Origin of the sequence: Erythrobacter sp. LQ02-29 (assembly GCF_022576075.2) — a bacterium.
Lineage (GTDB): Bacteria > Pseudomonadota > Alphaproteobacteria > Sphingomonadales > Sphingomonadaceae > Alteriqipengyuania.
Genome location: NZ_JANCNT010000001.1, coordinates 2,688,126 through 2,703,613, shown reverse-complemented (window position 1 = coordinate 2,703,613; position 15,488 = coordinate 2,688,126). Strand labels below are relative to the sequence as shown.

At 66.5% G+C, this 15,488-nt stretch carries 15 protein-coding genes, 3 tRNA genes and 1 pseudogene; 5 read left to right on the top strand and 14 right to left on the bottom strand.

What is annotated here, in order from left to right; genetic code table 11:
• Window positions 1-9: 9 nt before the first annotated feature.
• The 3 genes from MKP08_RS13175 to MKP08_RS13165 form a co-directional block, all read right to left on the bottom strand.
• Window positions 10-86: transfer RNA gene (locus tag MKP08_RS13175), tRNA-Pro, on the bottom strand.
• 431 nt (window positions 87-517) lie between these two features.
• Window positions 518-593 (bottom strand) — tRNA-Ile (locus tag MKP08_RS13170).
• 251 nt (window positions 594-844) lie between these two features.
• The gene (locus MKP08_RS13165) at window positions 845-2,557 is read right to left on the bottom strand and encodes a HAMP domain-containing sensor histidine kinase (RefSeq protein ID WP_241554213.1); all 1,713 of its coding nucleotides are present in this window, start codon (window positions 2,555-2,557) and stop codon (window positions 845-847) included.
• Between the two features lie 229 nt (window positions 2,558-2,786).
• Between MKP08_RS13165 and MKP08_RS13160 the strand changes: the two genes are divergently transcribed.
• Window positions 2,787-3,248 carry an Lrp/AsnC family transcriptional regulator gene (locus MKP08_RS13160; protein WP_215227708.1) on the top strand — a complete coding sequence of 154 codons (462 nt, stop codon included), beginning with the start codon at window positions 2,787-2,789 and terminating at the stop codon, window positions 3,246-3,248.
• Between the two features lie 45 nt (window positions 3,249-3,293).
• Here the strand turns inward: MKP08_RS13160 and MKP08_RS13155 are convergent, their stop codons facing one another.
• From MKP08_RS13155 to MKP08_RS13130, 6 genes are all read right to left on the bottom strand, one after another.
• Window positions 3,294-4,370, bottom strand: coding sequence for a TonB family protein (locus tag MKP08_RS13155; RefSeq protein WP_241554212.1), 1,077 nt, complete (start codon window positions 4,368-4,370; stop codon window positions 3,294-3,296).
• A 57-nt stretch (window positions 4,371-4,427) separates the two neighbouring features.
• Window positions 4,428-5,771 (bottom strand): acetyl-CoA carboxylase biotin carboxylase subunit, encoded by a 1,344-nt coding sequence (accC, locus tag MKP08_RS13150; protein ID WP_241554211.1) that lies wholly within the window; start codon window positions 5,769-5,771, stop codon window positions 4,428-4,430.
• A 13-nt stretch (window positions 5,772-5,784) separates the two neighbouring features.
• Window positions 5,785-6,288: an acetyl-CoA carboxylase biotin carboxyl carrier protein gene (gene accB, locus MKP08_RS13145; protein ID WP_241554210.1), complete on the bottom strand. Its 504-nt coding sequence runs from the start codon at window positions 6,286-6,288 to the stop codon at window positions 5,785-5,787.
• Window positions 6,289-6,353: 65 nt separating this feature from the next.
• Window positions 6,354-6,785: a type II 3-dehydroquinate dehydratase gene (locus MKP08_RS13140; protein WP_241554209.1), complete on the bottom strand. Its 432-nt coding sequence runs from the start codon at window positions 6,783-6,785 to the stop codon at window positions 6,354-6,356.
• A gap of 109 nt (window positions 6,786-6,894) precedes the next feature.
• Window positions 6,895-7,308: a holin family protein gene (locus tag MKP08_RS13135; RefSeq protein ID WP_241554208.1), complete on the bottom strand. Its 414-nt coding sequence runs from the start codon at window positions 7,306-7,308 to the stop codon at window positions 6,895-6,897.
• A gap of 163 nt (window positions 7,309-7,471) precedes the next feature.
• Window positions 7,472-7,548, bottom strand: a tRNA-Pro gene (locus MKP08_RS13130).
• Window positions 7,549-7,835: 287 nt separating this feature from the next.
• Here MKP08_RS13130 and yajC point away from each other — a divergent pair.
• From yajC to secF, 3 genes are read left to right on the top strand one after another with little or no spacing between them, the layout of a single operon-like run.
• Window positions 7,836-8,105, top strand: a complete 270-nt coding sequence (gene yajC / locus MKP08_RS13125; RefSeq protein WP_241554207.1) for a preprotein translocase subunit YajC — start codon at window positions 7,836-7,838, stop codon at window positions 8,103-8,105.
• A 16-nt stretch (window positions 8,106-8,121) separates the two neighbouring features.
• The gene (gene secD, locus MKP08_RS13120; RefSeq protein ID WP_241554206.1) at window positions 8,122-9,720 is read left to right on the top strand and encodes a protein translocase subunit SecD; all 1,599 of its coding nucleotides are present in this window, start codon (window positions 8,122-8,124) and stop codon (window positions 9,718-9,720) included.
• A gap of 16 nt (window positions 9,721-9,736) precedes the next feature.
• Window positions 9,737-10,717, top strand: a complete 981-nt coding sequence (secF, locus tag MKP08_RS13115) for a protein translocase subunit SecF (RefSeq protein WP_241554205.1) — start codon at window positions 9,737-9,739, stop codon at window positions 10,715-10,717.
• A gap of 118 nt (window positions 10,718-10,835) precedes the next feature.
• Here the strand turns inward: secF and MKP08_RS13110 are convergent, their stop codons facing one another.
• A complete protein-coding gene (locus tag MKP08_RS13110; protein ID WP_241554204.1) occupies window positions 10,836-11,105 on the bottom strand; it encodes a hypothetical protein in 270 nt (89 codons plus the stop codon).
• Complete coding sequence (locus MKP08_RS13105) at window positions 11,102-11,674, bottom strand: helix-turn-helix domain-containing protein (protein WP_241554203.1); 573 nt, start codon at window positions 11,672-11,674, stop codon at window positions 11,102-11,104. Before MKP08_RS13105 ends, MKP08_RS13110 begins: the two co-directional genes overlap by 4 nt.
• A 98-nt stretch (window positions 11,675-11,772) precedes the next feature.
• On the opposite strand from MKP08_RS13105, the pseudogene MKP08_RS13100 reads away from it, so the two are divergent.
• A pseudogene (locus MKP08_RS13100) lies at window positions 11,773-12,249 on the top strand (DUF6456 domain-containing protein).
• Here the strand turns inward: MKP08_RS13100 and MKP08_RS13095 are convergent.
• The 3 genes from MKP08_RS13095 to MKP08_RS13085 all read right to left on the bottom strand — a co-directional run bounded on the left by MKP08_RS13095 (window position 12,239) and on the right by MKP08_RS13085 (window position 15,407).
• Window positions 12,239-12,940, bottom strand: a complete 702-nt coding sequence (locus tag MKP08_RS13095) for a CDP-alcohol phosphatidyltransferase family protein (protein ID WP_241554202.1) — start codon at window positions 12,938-12,940, stop codon at window positions 12,239-12,241. The pseudogene MKP08_RS13100 and the gene MKP08_RS13095 overlap by 11 nt on opposite strands.
• A gap of 62 nt (window positions 12,941-13,002) precedes the next feature.
• Entirely contained in the window at window positions 13,003-13,599 is a 597-nt protein-coding gene (locus tag MKP08_RS13090) for a uracil-DNA glycosylase family protein (protein WP_241554201.1), read from the bottom strand.
• Window positions 13,596-15,407 carry an ABC-F family ATP-binding cassette domain-containing protein gene (locus MKP08_RS13085; protein WP_241554200.1) on the bottom strand — a complete coding sequence of 604 codons (1,812 nt, stop codon included), beginning with the start codon at window positions 15,405-15,407 and terminating at the stop codon, window positions 13,596-13,598. The genes MKP08_RS13090 and MKP08_RS13085 overlap by 4 nt, the downstream gene beginning before the upstream one ends.
• Between the last annotated feature and the right edge of the window lie 81 nt (window positions 15,408-15,488).

The window sequence follows — 15,488 nt, the reverse complement described above, 5'->3', positions numbered from 1 at the left end:
ACGCTGAATTGGTCGGGGAGACAGGATTCGAACCTGCGACATCCTGCTCCCAAAGCAGGCGCGCTACCGGGCTGCGCTACTCCCCGACCGGGCGCTCGCCTTAGGTTCTCGTAGGGTTGGAGGCAAGGCCGAACCTGTCGGCTGCGGACCGCATTTGTTCAGCGAACGGGCCGCGCGATAGCGAGTTGTTTCTCGACGGGATCTGCGGGGAATCCCGTAAAGACGACAGGGGATGGTGAAGGCATGCACGCCCCATGGAACTCCTGTCGGGATCGACGGCGATCGGCCGTATCGAGAGATTTCTCACCAGGGCTGCTGCCTCTGCCGGCGGTCTTGCCCGGCGGGGGCGTGCGAGCGCGCGCTATCGGTGTCCGGATTTCGAACCTTCTTGCAGCATGGAAGACCCATGCCCGAACTGCCGCGCCGACGAGCAGTGGTAGCCTGAACCCCTGCCGTTCTGCAGCTTCGCGGCGGGCGGCACCGTTTGCGATCGAAGGGGAATGCACGCGCAGCGCCGTGGTGGGCCCGGCAGGATTCGAACCCGCGACCTAGCCGTTATGAGCGGCCAGCTCTAACCGCTGAGCTACAGGCCCATGCCCGGCACGCGCGTGCCGCGCGCAGGTAGCTTGCCGGGTAGGGAAGGGCAAGCGTGGCGGAATTATCGGTCCATTTTCGCGGCGAGTTCCGCGACCGTCAAGATTCCTCTTCGGTGTCGACCGTCAGAAGGGCGCGCGGCTTCGAACCGGCAGGAAAGCGGACGCAGGCGTCGCCCGGCGGCGGTTCGCGCATCGATCGCATTTTCGGTGCCGCGCCCCCTTTCGCCCCGGTGGAAGGTCACGCTCCGTCAGGCTCCCGCGACGCCCTCTCGCATCGGGTCCACCCCAGGTTCGCCCTGGGACCGGGTCGATAGCGGCAGTTCGAGCACCAGCTTGGACCCGGCCGCGTGAAATGCGCCGTGCGCCGCCTCTGCTTCGGCGCGTGCCAGCCGCAGCGTGAAACCAGCCCCAAAAATGCCCGCGCTGACGGGGCCGCCGGCGGTTTTCGCCTTGGCCTCGAATATCGTTTCAGCCGCATTCTTCCGTCCGGGAAGCGAGCATTTCAGTCGGGCCATATGCTTCTTGCGCTGTAGCGAAACCCGAGCGCGTTGACCCGGTGCTAGCGATCCCGCCAGGGTCGCCAGGACCCTCCACACCATCGCCTCGGCTTCCTCGCGCCCGATGGCGACGGAGAGGTCGGGGGCTATGGTGATATCGAGCCCCGCATCGCGCCGCGCCAGAATCGTGTCCAGCTGCCGTCCCTGACCCTCCACGATGGACGAAAGGTCGGCTTCACCGCTTTCCAGGGCCTGCTCTCCGCCCTCGAGCTTCGCCAGTCGGTCGAGTTCGTCGAACCCGGCCAGAATGCGCGCGCCATCGCCGGCGATGCTCGCCGCATGGGCTCGGTATTCGTGCGGAACCGTGCCGAACATCTGCTGCTGGAGTATCTCGGCAAAGCCCTGGATCGCGTTTACGGGCGTGCGAAGTTCGTGAAGCAGCTGACGCAGCCGATCGCTCCCGCTGTCGCTCTCCGTTACCGGCGACACGCCGTGAATGGGGCGACGGAAACGCCCCGCATATCCTTCGAAGCTGCCGTCGTCCGGGGAGAAGCGCGGGCGGGCGTCCAGAATCCATTCCCCCCCCAGGGCCGGGGCCCCCGGCAGCTCCAGTTCGATCGTATCCAGCGCCCGCCGACGGCGCGCCAGATCCCGGGCCGCTATGGGGAGCAGGCGATCGAGAGTGGCATACTGAATCATCGGTGCGGCGCGATCCTCGGCCCAGTCGATCGCCAACTGCGCATCGGTGGTAAAGGCGAAGCCAGGCAGCGCAGCGGTCTCGCGCCCCTCGTTGTTTTCGCCCAGAGGAAGCCGAGGAGTGTCCGCGCGTTCGTTATCGCCTGCGACATTGCGCGCGGCGCGCGATTGCCGGAAGGTTTCGATCCGTTGCCGCAGGGCGCCGATCTCGCTCGCATCGCGCAGCGGCGGATTGGCGTCGTTGGCGGCGATCGGCTTAATCCCCGATCCCGCAGCCGGTTCGCGCAGGTCGGGTTCCGCGCTGGCCGCCGGAGGTTCGGGAAGCGGGGGCTGGGGCAGCGCCCGGTCGTGAATGCCAAGCCGATCGAGCAGGACCATCGCCCGTTCCGGCAAGCCGCGCCGCAGACGCAGGAACCCACGCGCGCGCACCGGCAGGCGGGGGATCAAAGCCTCCCACCCGGACGAATCGAGCGCCGCTGCTTCCAGCGCGGCGGATGCGACCCCCGGCTCGTGCCCCGCCAGGTGGCAAACGATGCGGGGATGGGCCAGCCGGGTCCCAGGCTCGCGCAGGATCGCGGCGCGCTCCTCGGCAGGGATCGATTCGGCCAGCTGGTCGAGCCGGACCCAGGCCGCGTCCAGCTGCGACGGTTCCGGCGCGGCGTGCGGGCGCGACAGCAGGTCGACAAGCTGGCGAAACTGGGTGCGCGCGACTGCCCCGGCCCCTGCGCTCTGGCGCAGTACGGTGGCGAGACGGTCGTCGAATTGCATAACGGGGGCGCGGGTCCTGCGGGGATGGCGAAGCGCGCTGGCCTCGTCCGGTCAAGATTAAAGCTCTCTTTACCAACCAACGTTCCGCGATGGCAGCGCGTAAACTCGCCGCGTTGCAAAGCGGGACAATTGCTTGCATGTATAATTATATTATGCTGGGATGTTGAGATCGATTGGGATCATTTCCCAGTGTGGAAAGCAAGATATCAACAGGGGAGGGGCGCTGGGCATGGCAACGCTCGACGATATCGATCGCCGTTTGCTGGACGAGCTCCAGTCGGAAGGGCGCATCACGAATGTGGAACTCGCACAGCGCGTCGGGCTGACGGCGCCGCCGTGCCTGCGGCGGGTGCGGGCGCTGGAGGAGCAGGGGGTCATCCGCGGCTATCATGCCGAACTGGAGCCGTCCAAGCTGGGTTTCGCGATCACGGTGTTCGCGATGGTGAGCCTGAAGAGCCAGGCCGAAAGCGCGCTGCGGGAATTCGAGGAGCACATGCGCGAGCTGCCCGAGGTGCGCGAGTGCCACATGCTCAACGGCGAGATCGATTTCATCCTGAAGATCGTCAGCCGCGACCTGCAAAGCTTCCAGGAATTCCTCACCAGTAAGCTCACGCCCGCGCCGAATGTGGGCAGCGTGAAGACCTCGCTCACCATCCGGACCAGCAAGCACGAACCGGGGGTGCCGCTCTAGACCGAGCCACGGGCGCGGTCGGCAGCCGGTACGGCTCAGCCGACTTTACCCTTTCGTGTCGCGAGAACGCTTCGGAACCGAAAACCTGATCGTGGCCGTGCACCCGACGCGCGGCGCGTCGGACCGATCAAGCCGCGCTCGCGGCAAGAGAAGCATGGCAGCTTCGCCGAACGCCTCGGCGGGCTGGCTCTCCACGACCTCGACATCGCCGATCTGGCCCCACGGCGCGACCGAGAAGCGCAGGAGCGCAATGCCTTCGATCGAGCGCTGGGAAAACGCGCGCGGAAAATACGGCCCGAGTTCCGGCATGTAGGCGAAATGCAGGTCCGGACATTCTTTCTTCATCGGGCCGGGATCGAGCGGTGGGGGCGGGAGGGGGCTGCGCGGCGCGCTCCAGTAGCCATAGGCGCATCCCGCGCGCGCCTCCCCCGGCTGGAAGCGCCACTGCGCCATCACGCGCTTGCCCACCTGCGTGAACGCCGCATTGCCGCTGGTGAAGCGCGCTTCGATATCGCGCGGGCGCCCAGCGGAATCGACGGAATAGGTCATGGCGACGAAGTCCAGCGCACCCGGATCGACCGGCACCCGATCGAAATCGGGTTGCGCGCGGACCAGCCATCTCGGCGGTTCTTTCTCGCAATTGCCGTCCGGACCCGCGATCAGAGCATGCGTTTCGAGGCGAGGACGATCGCGGGTCGGTATAGTCCAGTACCGAGCGGCGAGCGCGCGCGGAATCTGATCGTGGGGATAGTACCGGGCCACGATTCGCGCAGTGCACGCCTGTCGGGGCGTCCCGGCAGCGAAGCGAGTGGCGGCGAGGGCGGGGGCGATGTCGTCGCCATAGGTTCCATCCGGCAGGCGGATCGAAATCGTGCGACCCTGCGCATCGATGGCGAAACCGACGGTCTGGACCTGGCTGTCCCTCTCTAGCGAAACTTCCGGACGCATCGCGATCGGCAGGATCGCGGCCTTCCGAACCGGCGTCACCGCAGTGCCTTCGCAGCTGTAGCCTTCGGCCTCGAAATCGATCAGTCCGCGGGTGTCGACCCCGTCGCTGGCGACAGCCACCGGGGGCGGAGGCGGAACGGATCCCAGCAGGGCCGCAAATAGGGGAAGCAGCATGGCGGTCCTCCTGTCGTGTCGAGCCGGGTCAGGTGACCGGCGCGCCGACCAAGAGGTTTAACGCTCCTTCAGCCATTCCTCCAGCCATTTGATCGAATACGCTCCGTCGAGCACGTCGGGCTGGCGCAGCAGTTCTTCGTGCAGGGGGATGCTGGTCTTCACTCCCTCGACCACCATTTCCTCCAGCGCGCGCTTCAGGCGCATGATGCAGCGTTCGCGGGTGCGGCCATAGACGATCAGCTTGGCGATCATGCTGTCGTAATAGGGCGGGATCGAATAGCCGGCATAAAGCCCGCTATCGACGCGCACATGCATGCCGCCCGCGGCGTGATAGGCGCTTACCTTCCCCGGGCTCGGCGCGAAGGTGAACGGGTCCTCGGCGTTGATCCGGCATTCGATGGCGTGGCCTTCGAAGCGGATGTCTTCCTGCTTGCAGGACAGCTCCTTGCCATCGGCGATGCGGATCTGTTCGCGCACCAGGTCCATGCCGGTGATCATCTCGGTCACCGGATGTTCGACCTGCAGGCGCGTGTTCATCTCGATGAAGTAGAACTCGCCGTTTTCCCACAGGAACTCGATCGTGCCCGCACCGCGATAGCCCATGTCGCGCATCGCGCTGGCGCAGACCTCGCCCATGCGCGCGCGTTCCACGGCGGAGATGACGGGGGAGGGGGCCTCCTCCAGCACCTTCTGGTGGCGACGCTGGAGCGAGCAGTCGCGCTCGCCCAGATGCACCGCGCCGCCGCGTCCGTCGCCGAACACCTGAAATTCGATGTGGCGCGGATTGCCGAGATATTTCTCGATATAGACGGTCGCGTCGCCGAAGGCGGCCTTTGCTTCGCTGCCCGCCTGCTTCATCAGCGTTTCGAGCGTGTCCTCGCTCTCGCACACCTTCATCCCGCGGCCGCCGCCGCCGCTCGCCGCCTTGATGATGACGGGATAGCCGATCTCGGCCGCGATGGCGCGCGCCTCCTCGACCTCGGACACGGCCCCGTCGCTGCCGGGCACCAGTGGCAGGCCCAGCTTGCCGGCGGTGCGCTTCGCCTCGACCTTGTCGCCCATGGTCCGGATATGCTCGGGCTTCGGCCCGATCCAGGTGATGTCGTGCGCCTCCACGATCTCCGCGAACTTCGCGTTTTCCGACAGGAAGCCGTAGCCGGGGTGGATCGCGTCGGCATGCGCGATCTCGGCCGCCGAGATGATATTGGCGATGTTGAGATAGCTGTCGGTCGCGGGCGGCGGGCCGATGCACACGGCATGGTCGGCCAGCCGGACATGCATCGCGTCAGCATCGGCGGTGGAATGCACTGCCACCGTCTCGATGCCCATCTCCTTCGCCGCGCGATGGATGCGCAGCGCGATCTCGCCGCGATTGGCAATCAGGATGCGGGAAATGGCCATGGGTCTTCCCGCGTCAGCCGATCACGACCAGCGGCTGGTCGAATTCGACCGGCTGGGCGTTCGCGACGAGGATCTGCTTCACCGTGCCGGAGCGGTCGGCGGTGATCGGGTTCATCACCTTCATCGCCTCGACGATGACGAGCGTGTCCCCTTCCTTCACCGACTGGCCGACCGAGATGAAGTCGGCCGCACCCGGTTCGGCGGCGAGATAGACGGTCCCGACCATGGGCGACTTGACCGCGCCGGCGATGTCCGCCGCCGCAGCGTCGGCTCCACTTTCGGCAGCCTGAGGAGGCGCGGAAGCCGCGGGAGCGGCCTGCGGCGCGGGTGCCATCGGCGCAGGAGGCGCGTAGCTCTGTACGGCGCCGCCGCGCGCGACCCGCAGTTTGCGATCGCCGTCCTCGACCTCGATCTCGCTCAGCCCGGTTTCGGCGAGCAGCTCGGCCAGTTCGCGCACCAGGTCAACATCCACATCCATGCCGGGCTTGCGGCCGGAAGAGCGCTTGGTATCAGCCATGTACGTCCTTCGATTACTTGGAAGCGCCCGCGTATGCGCGGCACCGCTCTCGCTTGCAAGGGGGGTCAGAGCGTTGCGGCATGTTCCAGCGCCTCGATATAGCCATCGCCCCCGCGCCCCTGAATGGTTTGCACGGCCCCCATGCCCACATAGGAGAGGTGGCGGAATTCCTCGCGTTGACGGGGGTCGGAAAGGTGAACCTCGATCACCGGGACGCCGATGGCCTTGATTGCATCGAGGAGGGCGATCGAGGTGTGGGTATAGGCCGCGGCATTGAGGATTACGGCCCGTGCCTTCGCCTCGCGCGCCTCGTGCAGCCAGTCGACCAGCACGCCTTCGTGATTGGTCTGGCGAAAGTCCACGGCGAGGCCGAGCCGCTCGCCTGCCTCGTGACACCGCGCCTCCAGATCGGTGAGCGTCTCGTGCCCGTAGATATCGGGCTCGCGCGTGCCGAGCAGGTTGAGATTGGGGCCGTTGAGGATGAAGACAGTGTCCATGGTGGGGGCTTACCCGGTCCGGCGCGGGGTGCAAGCGCCGGACCGGGAGGCCGCTCCAAAATCGCAGGCGAATCCTACACGATGGAACACATGGAACAGTGTTCTGGGGCTATTTCTCGACCCCCTTCACCTTACCCCACTGGCGCATGGCGGTGTAGCCGAGATAGCCGGTGCCGAAGAGGGCGTAGAGCGGTTCCGGCAGGCCGTTGAGATAGGCGTTCATGCCATCCGCAATGGCCCGCGTGGTGCCGGGCGTAAACGCCGCGAGTATGCCCATCGGCATGGCGAAGAGCAGGAGCGCGTACATGACATAGAGGAAACTCGGCCGTGCCCGGCTTGTCCACGGATCGTGCGAGTTCGCCTCCGCGACGATCGCCGACAGCTGCGCCTCGAACACGCGTAATTCCTGCGTGCCCTGCAGCTGGAGGAGTTCAAGCTTGGCGCGTTCGCGCGCGTCCTTGTCGGGGATGATGCGATCGATGATGGACGCGACCGGACCGATGAGCGATTCGATGATCGGCATTGCTTCAACCTTTCTCTGGTTTCCAAGGGGTCGCCGGAATAACCAAATAGGTTGGTGTAGGAAAACGGGGTAGGAAACGACGGGCAGGTTCGCCGCGCGCACGAAGTTCGGCCATCCCGCCGTGCGGTGGGTGGCTCTCGTGGTATCGTAAGGGGAAATCCACTGGTCGGGACGACTGGATTCGAACCAGCGACCCCCACACCCCCAGTGTGATGCGCTACCAGGCTGCGCTACGTCCCGAGCAGTGGAGGCGCGCCTATAGGGGCGGGTTCTCGGCATGGCAAGCGCTGCCTCGCATTGGCGCGCGGTCCCCCCTTCACGCCCCCCACGCACGGACAGATTGCTACCGTGCGGCAATGTTGCTAGGCGCGCGGCGTCGAACGGCTTTCGTATCACGCGGGGGCCAGCGCGGGGCCCGCATCCGAGATAACGGGGTGGGGGGCTCGCGCCGTTTTGCATACCGTCACAGGCTGAACACGCGAATGTCCTTTCTTCTCACTGCCGCAGCAGGCGCCCCGCCGGGGTGGATGCAGTTTCTCCCCCTCGTCGCGATGGGCCTCATCTTCTGGTTCCTGATCATCCGTCCGCAGATGAAGCGGCAGAAGGAGCATCAGGCGAAGGTTCAGGGCCTGAAAAAGGGGGACCAGGTTGTGACCGCGGGCGGTCTGCTCGGCCGGATCGTGAAAGTCGACGACGACTATGTCGAAGTCGAACTGGCGCAGGGCGTGCGGGTCAAGGCCGTGCGCGCGACCATCGGCGATGTGATCCAGCCGGGCGGCAAGCCCGCGAACGACTGACGGACGGACCACGCCAATGCTCGAATTTCCGCGCTGGAAGAAGATCTGGCTATGGGCGATCACCATCCTGGTGATGCTCGCCGCGGTGCCCTCGCTCGCGTCCCTCACCGGCACGCGCTGGCCCGCCTCGCTGCCGGACCCGACCGTCAATCTCGGCCTCGACCTCGCGGGCGGTAGCCACATCCTGCTGGAAGCGGATGCGAAGCAAGTCGCCCGCCAGCGGCTCCAGAACATGGAAGAGGCGGTGCGCACCGCGATGCGCGATGCGGAGCCCGCGATCGGCATCGGCGACGTCTCGACCCAAGGCGGCCGGCTCAGCTTCATGCTGGAGAACAGCGCCGATATCGATCGCGCGCGCGAAGTCCTGACCCCGCTGATGAACGGGCAGGGCATGACCCGAGAATGGGACCTGAGCGTGGTCGACACCAGCCGCGTCGTCCTGACCCCGACGGAATCGGGCCTCGACAACGCGGTCAGCCAGGCGATGGACAGCGCGACCGAGGTGGTGCGCAAGCGTATCGACGAACTGGGCACGCGAGAGCCGACGATCATCCGGCAGGGCGATACCCGCATCGTGGTGCAGGTGCCGGGCCTGCAGGACCCGGCGCAGCTCAAGGCGCTGCTGGGCCAGACCGCGCGGCTCGAATTCAGGCTGGTCGACCAGAACGCGAAACCGTCCGACATCCAGCAGGGCATCGCCCCGGCAGGCAGCCAGATCGTGCCCTTCGCCGCCGGTAGCGCGCAGGAGGGGCAATCGCTCGCGGTGCGTCGCCTGGGCGGCATTCGCGGCGACAACCTGATCAACGCGCAGCAGACCTTCGACCCGCAGACCAACGAACCGGTCGTCAACATCCAGTTCGACCAGCAGGGCGGGGCGCGCTTTGCCCAACTGACGCAGCAGAACGTGGGCAAGCCCTTCGCCATCATCCTCGACGGGCAGGTGCTGTCCGCACCGAACATCAACGAGCCGATCCTGGGCGGTTCGGCGCGTATCTCCGGCAGCTTCTCCGTGGAAAGCGCGGCGGCGCTGGCCATCTCGCTGCGTTCCGGCGCGCTACCGGTCGATCTGGCGGTGGTGGAGGAGCGCACCGTCGGCCCCGATCTGGGCGCGGACTCGATCCGTCAGGGGCTGGTCGCGATGGGCATCGGCTCGTTCCTGGTCGTCGCGCTGATGATCGTGACCTATGGCCGGTTCGGCGTGTATGCGACGGCGGCGCTGGTTCTGAACGTCGTCATGATCCTGGGCATCATGGCGGTGCTCAACACCACGCTGACCCTGCCCGGCATCGCCGGTTTCGTGCTGACCATCGGCGCGGCGGTGGACGCCAACGTGCTGATCAACGAACGCATCCGGGAAGAGCGAAAGCGGGGGCGGCGCGTCGTCGCCGCGGTCGAGAACGGCTACAAGGAAGCGAGCCGCGCGATCTACGACGCGAACATCACCAACTTCATTGCCGGCGTGTTGCTGTTCATCTTCGGCTCCGGTCCGGTCCGTGGCTTTGCCGTGGTGCTGATCATCGGCCTGTTCACCAGTGTCTTCACCGCCGTCACGATGACGCGCATGTGGGTCGCCGGCTACATCCGCAAACGTCGCCCGACCGAGCTGTACGTCTGAGGGCGGGAGAGAACCGATGAAACTGCTGAAACTCGTCCCCGACAACACCAACATCCATTTCCTGAAATGGCGCGTGCCGTTCTACGTCGTCAGCCTGATCCTGATGGCGGCGAGCTGGGCCTTGGTGCTGACCAAAGGCCTCAATTACGGCGTCGATTTCGCGGGCGGCCAGGAAGTGACGCTGACCTTCGAGCAGCGCCAGCAAGCCCCGATCGGCGAGCTGCGCGATCTGGTCGGCGGGCTCGGTTACGGCGATCCGGTGATCCAGCGTTTCGGCGAACCCAACCAGGTTTCGATCCGCATCCGCCTGCCCGAATCGGTGGAAAACACCCCAGGCGGCGCGAACGCGGTGGGCGAGCAGGTGATTGCCGCGATCGGCAAGACCTATCCCGGCGTGCGCCGCGACGGCAACGACACCGTGTCGGGCAAGGTCGCGGGCGAGTTCCGCGAGAAGGCGGTCTATGCGCTGCTCGCCGCGATGCTGGCCATCGCGCTCTACATCTGGGTGCGGTTCGAATGGCAGTTCGGCGTGGGCGGCCTGTTCGCGCTGGCGCACGACGTTTCGCTGACGCTGGGCATGTTCGCCCTGTTCCAGCTCGAATTCAGCCTGCAGATCATCGCCGCGATCCTGGCCATCATCGGCTATTCTCTGAACGACACCATCGTCGTGTACGACCGCATCCGCGAGAACCTGAAGAAATACCGCAAGATGCCGTTGCCCGAGCTGCTCGACCTGTCGGTGAACGAGACGCTGGCCCGCACGGTAATGACCTCGCTGACGCTGCTGGTCGCACTGATCCCGCTGCTGATCTTCGGCCCCGCCAGCCTGTTCGGCCTGACCGCCGCGATCACGCTGGGTATCTTCGTGGGTACCTACAGCTCGATCTACATGGCCGCGCCGATCCTCATCTGGCTGGGCGTGAACAGCAACAGTTTCGTTCCGCAGGAGGGGACGGCGGACAAGCAGGAGCGGCTTGCCCGCGAACGCGGCGCCTGATCTTCGATAGTGGGTTGCGGGGGATAGCTATCCCCTGATGATCCGGTCGTAATAGGCGGCGTGTGGAAGGGCCGGCGCAGCGATGCGACGGACGAGCGGCAGAGGACCGCGAGGGCCATCAGCATCGGGTTCCAGCGCCCGCCGATGCCGGGCAGGATGCGGAACTGGGGTCGATGGACTTCACACCGGGCTCTAAACCATCGGTCGCGCCGCGCGTCTGTCCGCGAAACCTGCCGAACAGCACCGGCGGCACCGGCAGCGGGCTGACCACCGTGACACCCCAGTCGCCGCGCGCCGTCAGCCCTTCGAGCGAGCGGGCGACGAAGGGGGCGAAGCGCGGTAGGGAACTGCTGGGATCGAGTTCGGAGAGCGACAGGACCCGCTTCACAGTTTGCGAACCAGCGTCTCCGCCACTGCGATCCACGGCGGATCGTTGACGACTTCCTGCTTCTCCCCGGCCCCCGGGGGCAACAGGCCGACCAGTCCGCCCTGTCGGTCGATCAGCCGCCCGAACGCGAAGCGTCCACCCTTGCGCGGCACCAGCACGTCGCGGTTGATCGCGCGGCTCGCGTCCTCCGGCGCCAGCTGGCGCAGCCAGATCTGGTCGCCGGGCAGATAGGGTCCGACTGCCGCGTGGACCGCCAGGACGGTGAGCGGGCCGTCGCCGCCGAGCGTTCCCGCCTGCACGGCCTCCCTCGGCTGGGCCAGCGCCTCCGGCCCCCGCGGGCCGAGCTCGGCCACGATCATCGGCGCGTCACGCCCCTCCGACCGTACGAGGGTTTCGGGATCCACGCCGAGCGCCTGCGCGATCCGTTCCATCCAGACGAGGGAAATGTTCCTGGTACCGGTCTCTAGCCGACCGATCGTCTGCGCCGTCGTCGGCGGATCGCAAGCCGCCGCCAGTTCCGCCAGCGTCCAGCCCTTGTCCTTGCGAATGGCGCGAATACGGTTGATCATAGCGCTGTCCCCTAACCGTTTTGGTAAAATCGCTTTCCTACACACGGATCGCTTTGGCAAGGGCGCGCCGGTTGGACCCCACAGGAGAACGCTGCGCCATGAAACGCCACATCGTCGAACGAGATCTCACGCCAGAGGGTCCGCGACGCGGCGGAGCGGCCCGCGCCGGTCGGCGCAGCGTCGCGGTCAACGCTGCGGAATCGCCGCTCGCCTGGCTGCACGCGCGCGGTCACCTCGACGACCGGCTGTTCGACGCGGGCGAGCGGCTGCGCGCCGATTACTAGCGCGCGCAACTAGCGCCCTCGGTGACGATGCGCTGGGACCCGGTCCGTATTCGGGGCGGCTCCGATGCCGGCCTGTCGCCAAGCGAGCGCCAGCTGGCGGCGAAGCTGCGGTTCGACGGTGCGATCGCGCGAGCGGGCAGCGGTTTGGAGGATATCCTGTGGCGGGTGGTATGCGCCTGCGAGAGCCTGCCCGATGCCGAACGGGCGCTCGCATGGCCTACGCGCAGCGGGAAACTGGTGTTGCGGCTCGCGCTGGAACGCGTCGCGGACTTCTACCGGATCAGCGGGTAATCGCGCCCACACGTTCGCGGTGATCGCGGCGCGCAAGCTTGCGCGCAGTCACCGCGAGCTGGACGAGGAACACCGCCATCATCAATCCCGCCACGCCGATGGCGACAAGGTCGAACAGGCTGAGAGGCCCCAGGACGTTGGCCATCGGTCCGGCGAAATACATGCTGATGGTCAGCGCGACCAGGAACACGCGGATTTCCGTCGGCCCGATCCCGCCATGCGTAAGCTCGAACTCGCCCCCCGCCTTCGCCAACAGGAAGGTATAGGCGGCGAGCAGCAGGTAACCGATCACCCCCAGCAGCGCATAGTTCATCGTAATGTAGGGGCTGAGGCCCAGCCCGCCGACCATCAGCAGCGAGCCTAGGCAATCGCAACTGTGGTCTATGAAATAGCCGTAGCGAGGCCGCTCTATCCCGCGCCATCGCGCGACGCTCCCATCCAGGGAATCGCCGAACCAGTGGACGAAATACCCGCCGACTGCGACCCACAGCCAGGCCGGGTCGAAGGTGCTGAGCGCATAGGACACGCCGATCACCAGCGCGGAAAAGAGCGCCAGCCAGGTCAGCACGTCGGGCGTTACCCATTGCGGCAGGCGGGGGCAGAGCCAGTTCAGCACCGCGCGTTCCGACCGGGTCAAGACGGATTGCTGGATGCGCGTGACACCCCCGCTTTCGGTTGTATGCCGTTTCATGCGGTCGCTACATCGGCGCTGCGGGCGGTGGGGGCAAGGGGTTTGTGACGAAAGCGGGGCGGTCAGGTGGCCGTTTGGAGACACTCGGCGACCCGTTTCCGTAGTGCGGGGAGCACTTCGCCCTCGAACCAGGGATGCTCGCGCATGAACAGTGTGCTGCGCCATGCGGGGTGGGGCAGGGGAATGTAGCGGGGCAGGAATTCGCGGAACCGCTCCACCCGGTCCGCCATGCGCCAGCGCCTCGTTTCGGGGAGATACGCCGCCTGCGCGTGGGCGCCGACCAGCACGGTCAGTTCGATGTTCTCGAGGGTACGCCACACGCGCTCGTGCCAGGTCGGCGCGCATTCGGGGCGGGGCGGCTTGTCCCCGCCGCTGGCCTTGCCGGGGTAGCAGAAACCCATCGATACGATCGCGAACAGCGCCGGATCGTGCAGCGTCTCGAACGAGACGCCGAGCCATTCGGCGAGCCGAACGCCGGACTTGTCGTCAAAGGCGAGGCCCGTTTCGTGCGTGATCCGCCCCGGGGCCTGCCCGATCACCGCGATCCGGCTGGTGGCGGAAAACTGCACGATCGGCTTTGGCCCCAGCGGCAAATGCGGGGCGCACAGGGTGCACGCGCGGATTTCGCCCGTCAGCTGTTCGGCCGGGTCCCCGCTCACGCCTCCTCGACCTGCTCCGCCAGCATCAGCCAGCGTTCCTCGGCCGCGTCCTTCTCCTGCCGCGCGTTCTCCACGCCCTTGGAAATATTGGCGAAGCGCTGTGGATCGCTGGTGTAGAGATCGGGGTCGGACAGGATCGTCTCACCCTTGGCGATCGCGGCTTCCAACTCCTCGATCCGCGCGGGCAGGATTTCGTAGTCGCGCTGGTCCTTGTAGGAGAGCTTGTTCGCAGCCGGGGCCGGTGGTGGGGGCGGGGCGCTGTTCCCGGAGGTCGACGGTGCCGTTTTCCTGTTGGCGGTGACGCGCTCCTGTCGCTTGCGCTCCCAGTCCTCGTAGCCGCCCGCAACGACATCGACCTTGCCGCTGCCGTCGAGGCCCAGCGTCAGCGTGACCGTCCGGTCGAGGAAGTCGCGGTCGTGGCTGACGATCAGCACCGTGCCCTCGTAATCGGCAATCACCTCCTGGAGCAGGTCGAGCGTTTCGAGATCGAGATCGTTGGTCGGCTCGTCCAGCACCAGCAGGTTGGATTTCCGGGCGAATTCGCGGGCCAGCAGCAGGCGGCTCTTCTCCCCGCCCGACAGGATGCCGACCTTGGTATCGACGATGCCGGGGTCGAACAGGAATTCCTTGAGATATCCTTGGACATGTTTGCGATTTCCTCGCACATCTATCCAGTCGCTGCCTTCGGCCAGAACCTGGCGCACGGTGCGGTCGGGCTCCATCACGCTGCGCTGCTGGTCGATCATCACCCCGCTGAGTTTATTGGAGATTTCGACCGTCCCGCTGTCGGGCGCGAGTTCGCCGGTCAACAGTTTCAGCAGCGTGGTCTTGCCCGCGCCGTTCGATCCGACGACACCGATCCGGTCGCCGCGCTGGATGCGCAGGTTGAACGGTTTGATGATCGTGCGATCGCCATACGACTTGGTGATATTCTCCGCGACGATGACGGATTTCGACTTGAAATCCTCCTCCACCGCCAGCTTCAGCTTGGCGGCCCCCGCATCGGAGATCATCGCGGCCCGTGCCGCGCGCATCTTGTGCAGCGCCTCCAGTCGGCCCTGGTTGCGCTTGCGCCGCGCGGTGACGCCGCGCTCGAGCCAGTGCGCCTCGATCTTCAGCTTCGCGTCGAGCTTCTCAGCCGCGCGCGCTTCCTCGGCATAGACCTGCTCTTCCCACGCCTCGTAGCCACCGAAACCGACCTCCTTGCGCCGCATGGTGCCGCGATCCATCCACAGGGTAGCGCGGGTCAGGCGCTTCAGGAATGTGCGGTCGTGGCTGATGACGACGAACGCGCCCTTGTAGCGGTCGAGCCAGCTTTCCAGCCAGTCGATCGCCGCGAGGTCGAGATGGTTCGTCGGCTCGTCCATCAACAGCAGGTCGGGCTCCTGCGCCAGCGCCTTCGCGATCGCCGCGCGCCGCCGCTCCCCGCCGCTGGCGCCCGCTGCCTTGCGGCTCATGTCGATGCCGAGCTGGCCGGCGATTGCCTCCACCTCGTGCTCGGCCGGGGCATGTTCGCCATCCAGCGCGAAATCCATCAGGGTGTCGAAACGGGCGACGTCCGGGTCCTGCTCCAGCAGCACGATGCGCGTGCCTGGCTTCACCTTGCGGATCCCGCGATCGGGCTCGATCCGGTCGTTGATCAGGCGGAACAGCGTGGTCTTCCCCGCTCCGTTGCGCCCGATCAGCGCGAGCCGGTCGCGCGGACCGACATGGAGCGACAACTGGTCCTGGCTTGGCCCGCCGAACAGCCAGCGACCGCCCTGTTGCAGGCCGATTTCTTCGAGCGAGAGAATGGGGGGCTGTGCCATAGGTGGCGCGAGGTAGGCGCGCTGCCTTCGCGGAACAAGCCGGTTCAGCCGCGCGTAATCGCCGCGCGGCTCTTCTGGCCG

Coding starts and splice junctions, on each gene's coding strand:
- secF (WP_241554205.1), top strand. CDS start 9,737: ATGAAACTGCTGAAACTCGTCCCCGACAACACCAACATCCATTTCCTG.
- secD (WP_241554206.1), top strand. CDS start 8,122: ATGCTCGAATTTCCGCGCTGGAAGAAGATCTGGCTATGGGCGATCACC.
- MKP08_RS13105 (WP_241554203.1), bottom strand. CDS start 11,674: ATGATCAACCGTATTCGCGCCATTCGCAAGGACAAGGGCTGGACGCTG.
- MKP08_RS13155 (WP_241554212.1), bottom strand. CDS start 4,370: ATGCTGCTTCCCCTATTTGCGGCCCTGCTGGGATCCGTTCCGCCTCCG.
- MKP08_RS13095 (WP_241554202.1), bottom strand. CDS start 12,940: ATGAAACGGCATACAACCGAAAGCGGGGGTGTCACGCGCATCCAGCAA.
- MKP08_RS13135 (WP_241554208.1), bottom strand. CDS start 7,308: ATGCCGATCATCGAATCGCTCATCGGTCCGGTCGCGTCCATCATCGAT.
- accC (WP_241554211.1), bottom strand. CDS start 5,771: ATGGCCATTTCCCGCATCCTGATTGCCAATCGCGGCGAGATCGCGCTG.
- MKP08_RS13165 (WP_241554213.1), bottom strand. CDS start 2,557: ATGCAATTCGACGACCGTCTCGCCACCGTACTGCGCCAGAGCGCAGGG.
- MKP08_RS13160 (WP_215227708.1), top strand. CDS start 2,787: ATGGCAACGCTCGACGATATCGATCGCCGTTTGCTGGACGAGCTCCAG.
- MKP08_RS13085 (WP_241554200.1), bottom strand. CDS start 15,407: ATGGCACAGCCCCCCATTCTCTCGCTCGAAGAAATCGGCCTGCAACAG.
- MKP08_RS13140 (WP_241554209.1), bottom strand. CDS start 6,785: ATGGACACTGTCTTCATCCTCAACGGCCCCAATCTCAACCTGCTCGGC.
- accB (WP_241554210.1), bottom strand. CDS start 6,288: ATGGCTGATACCAAGCGCTCTTCCGGCCGCAAGCCCGGCATGGATGTG.
- yajC (WP_241554207.1), top strand. CDS start 7,836: ATGCAGTTTCTCCCCCTCGTCGCGATGGGCCTCATCTTCTGGTTCCTG.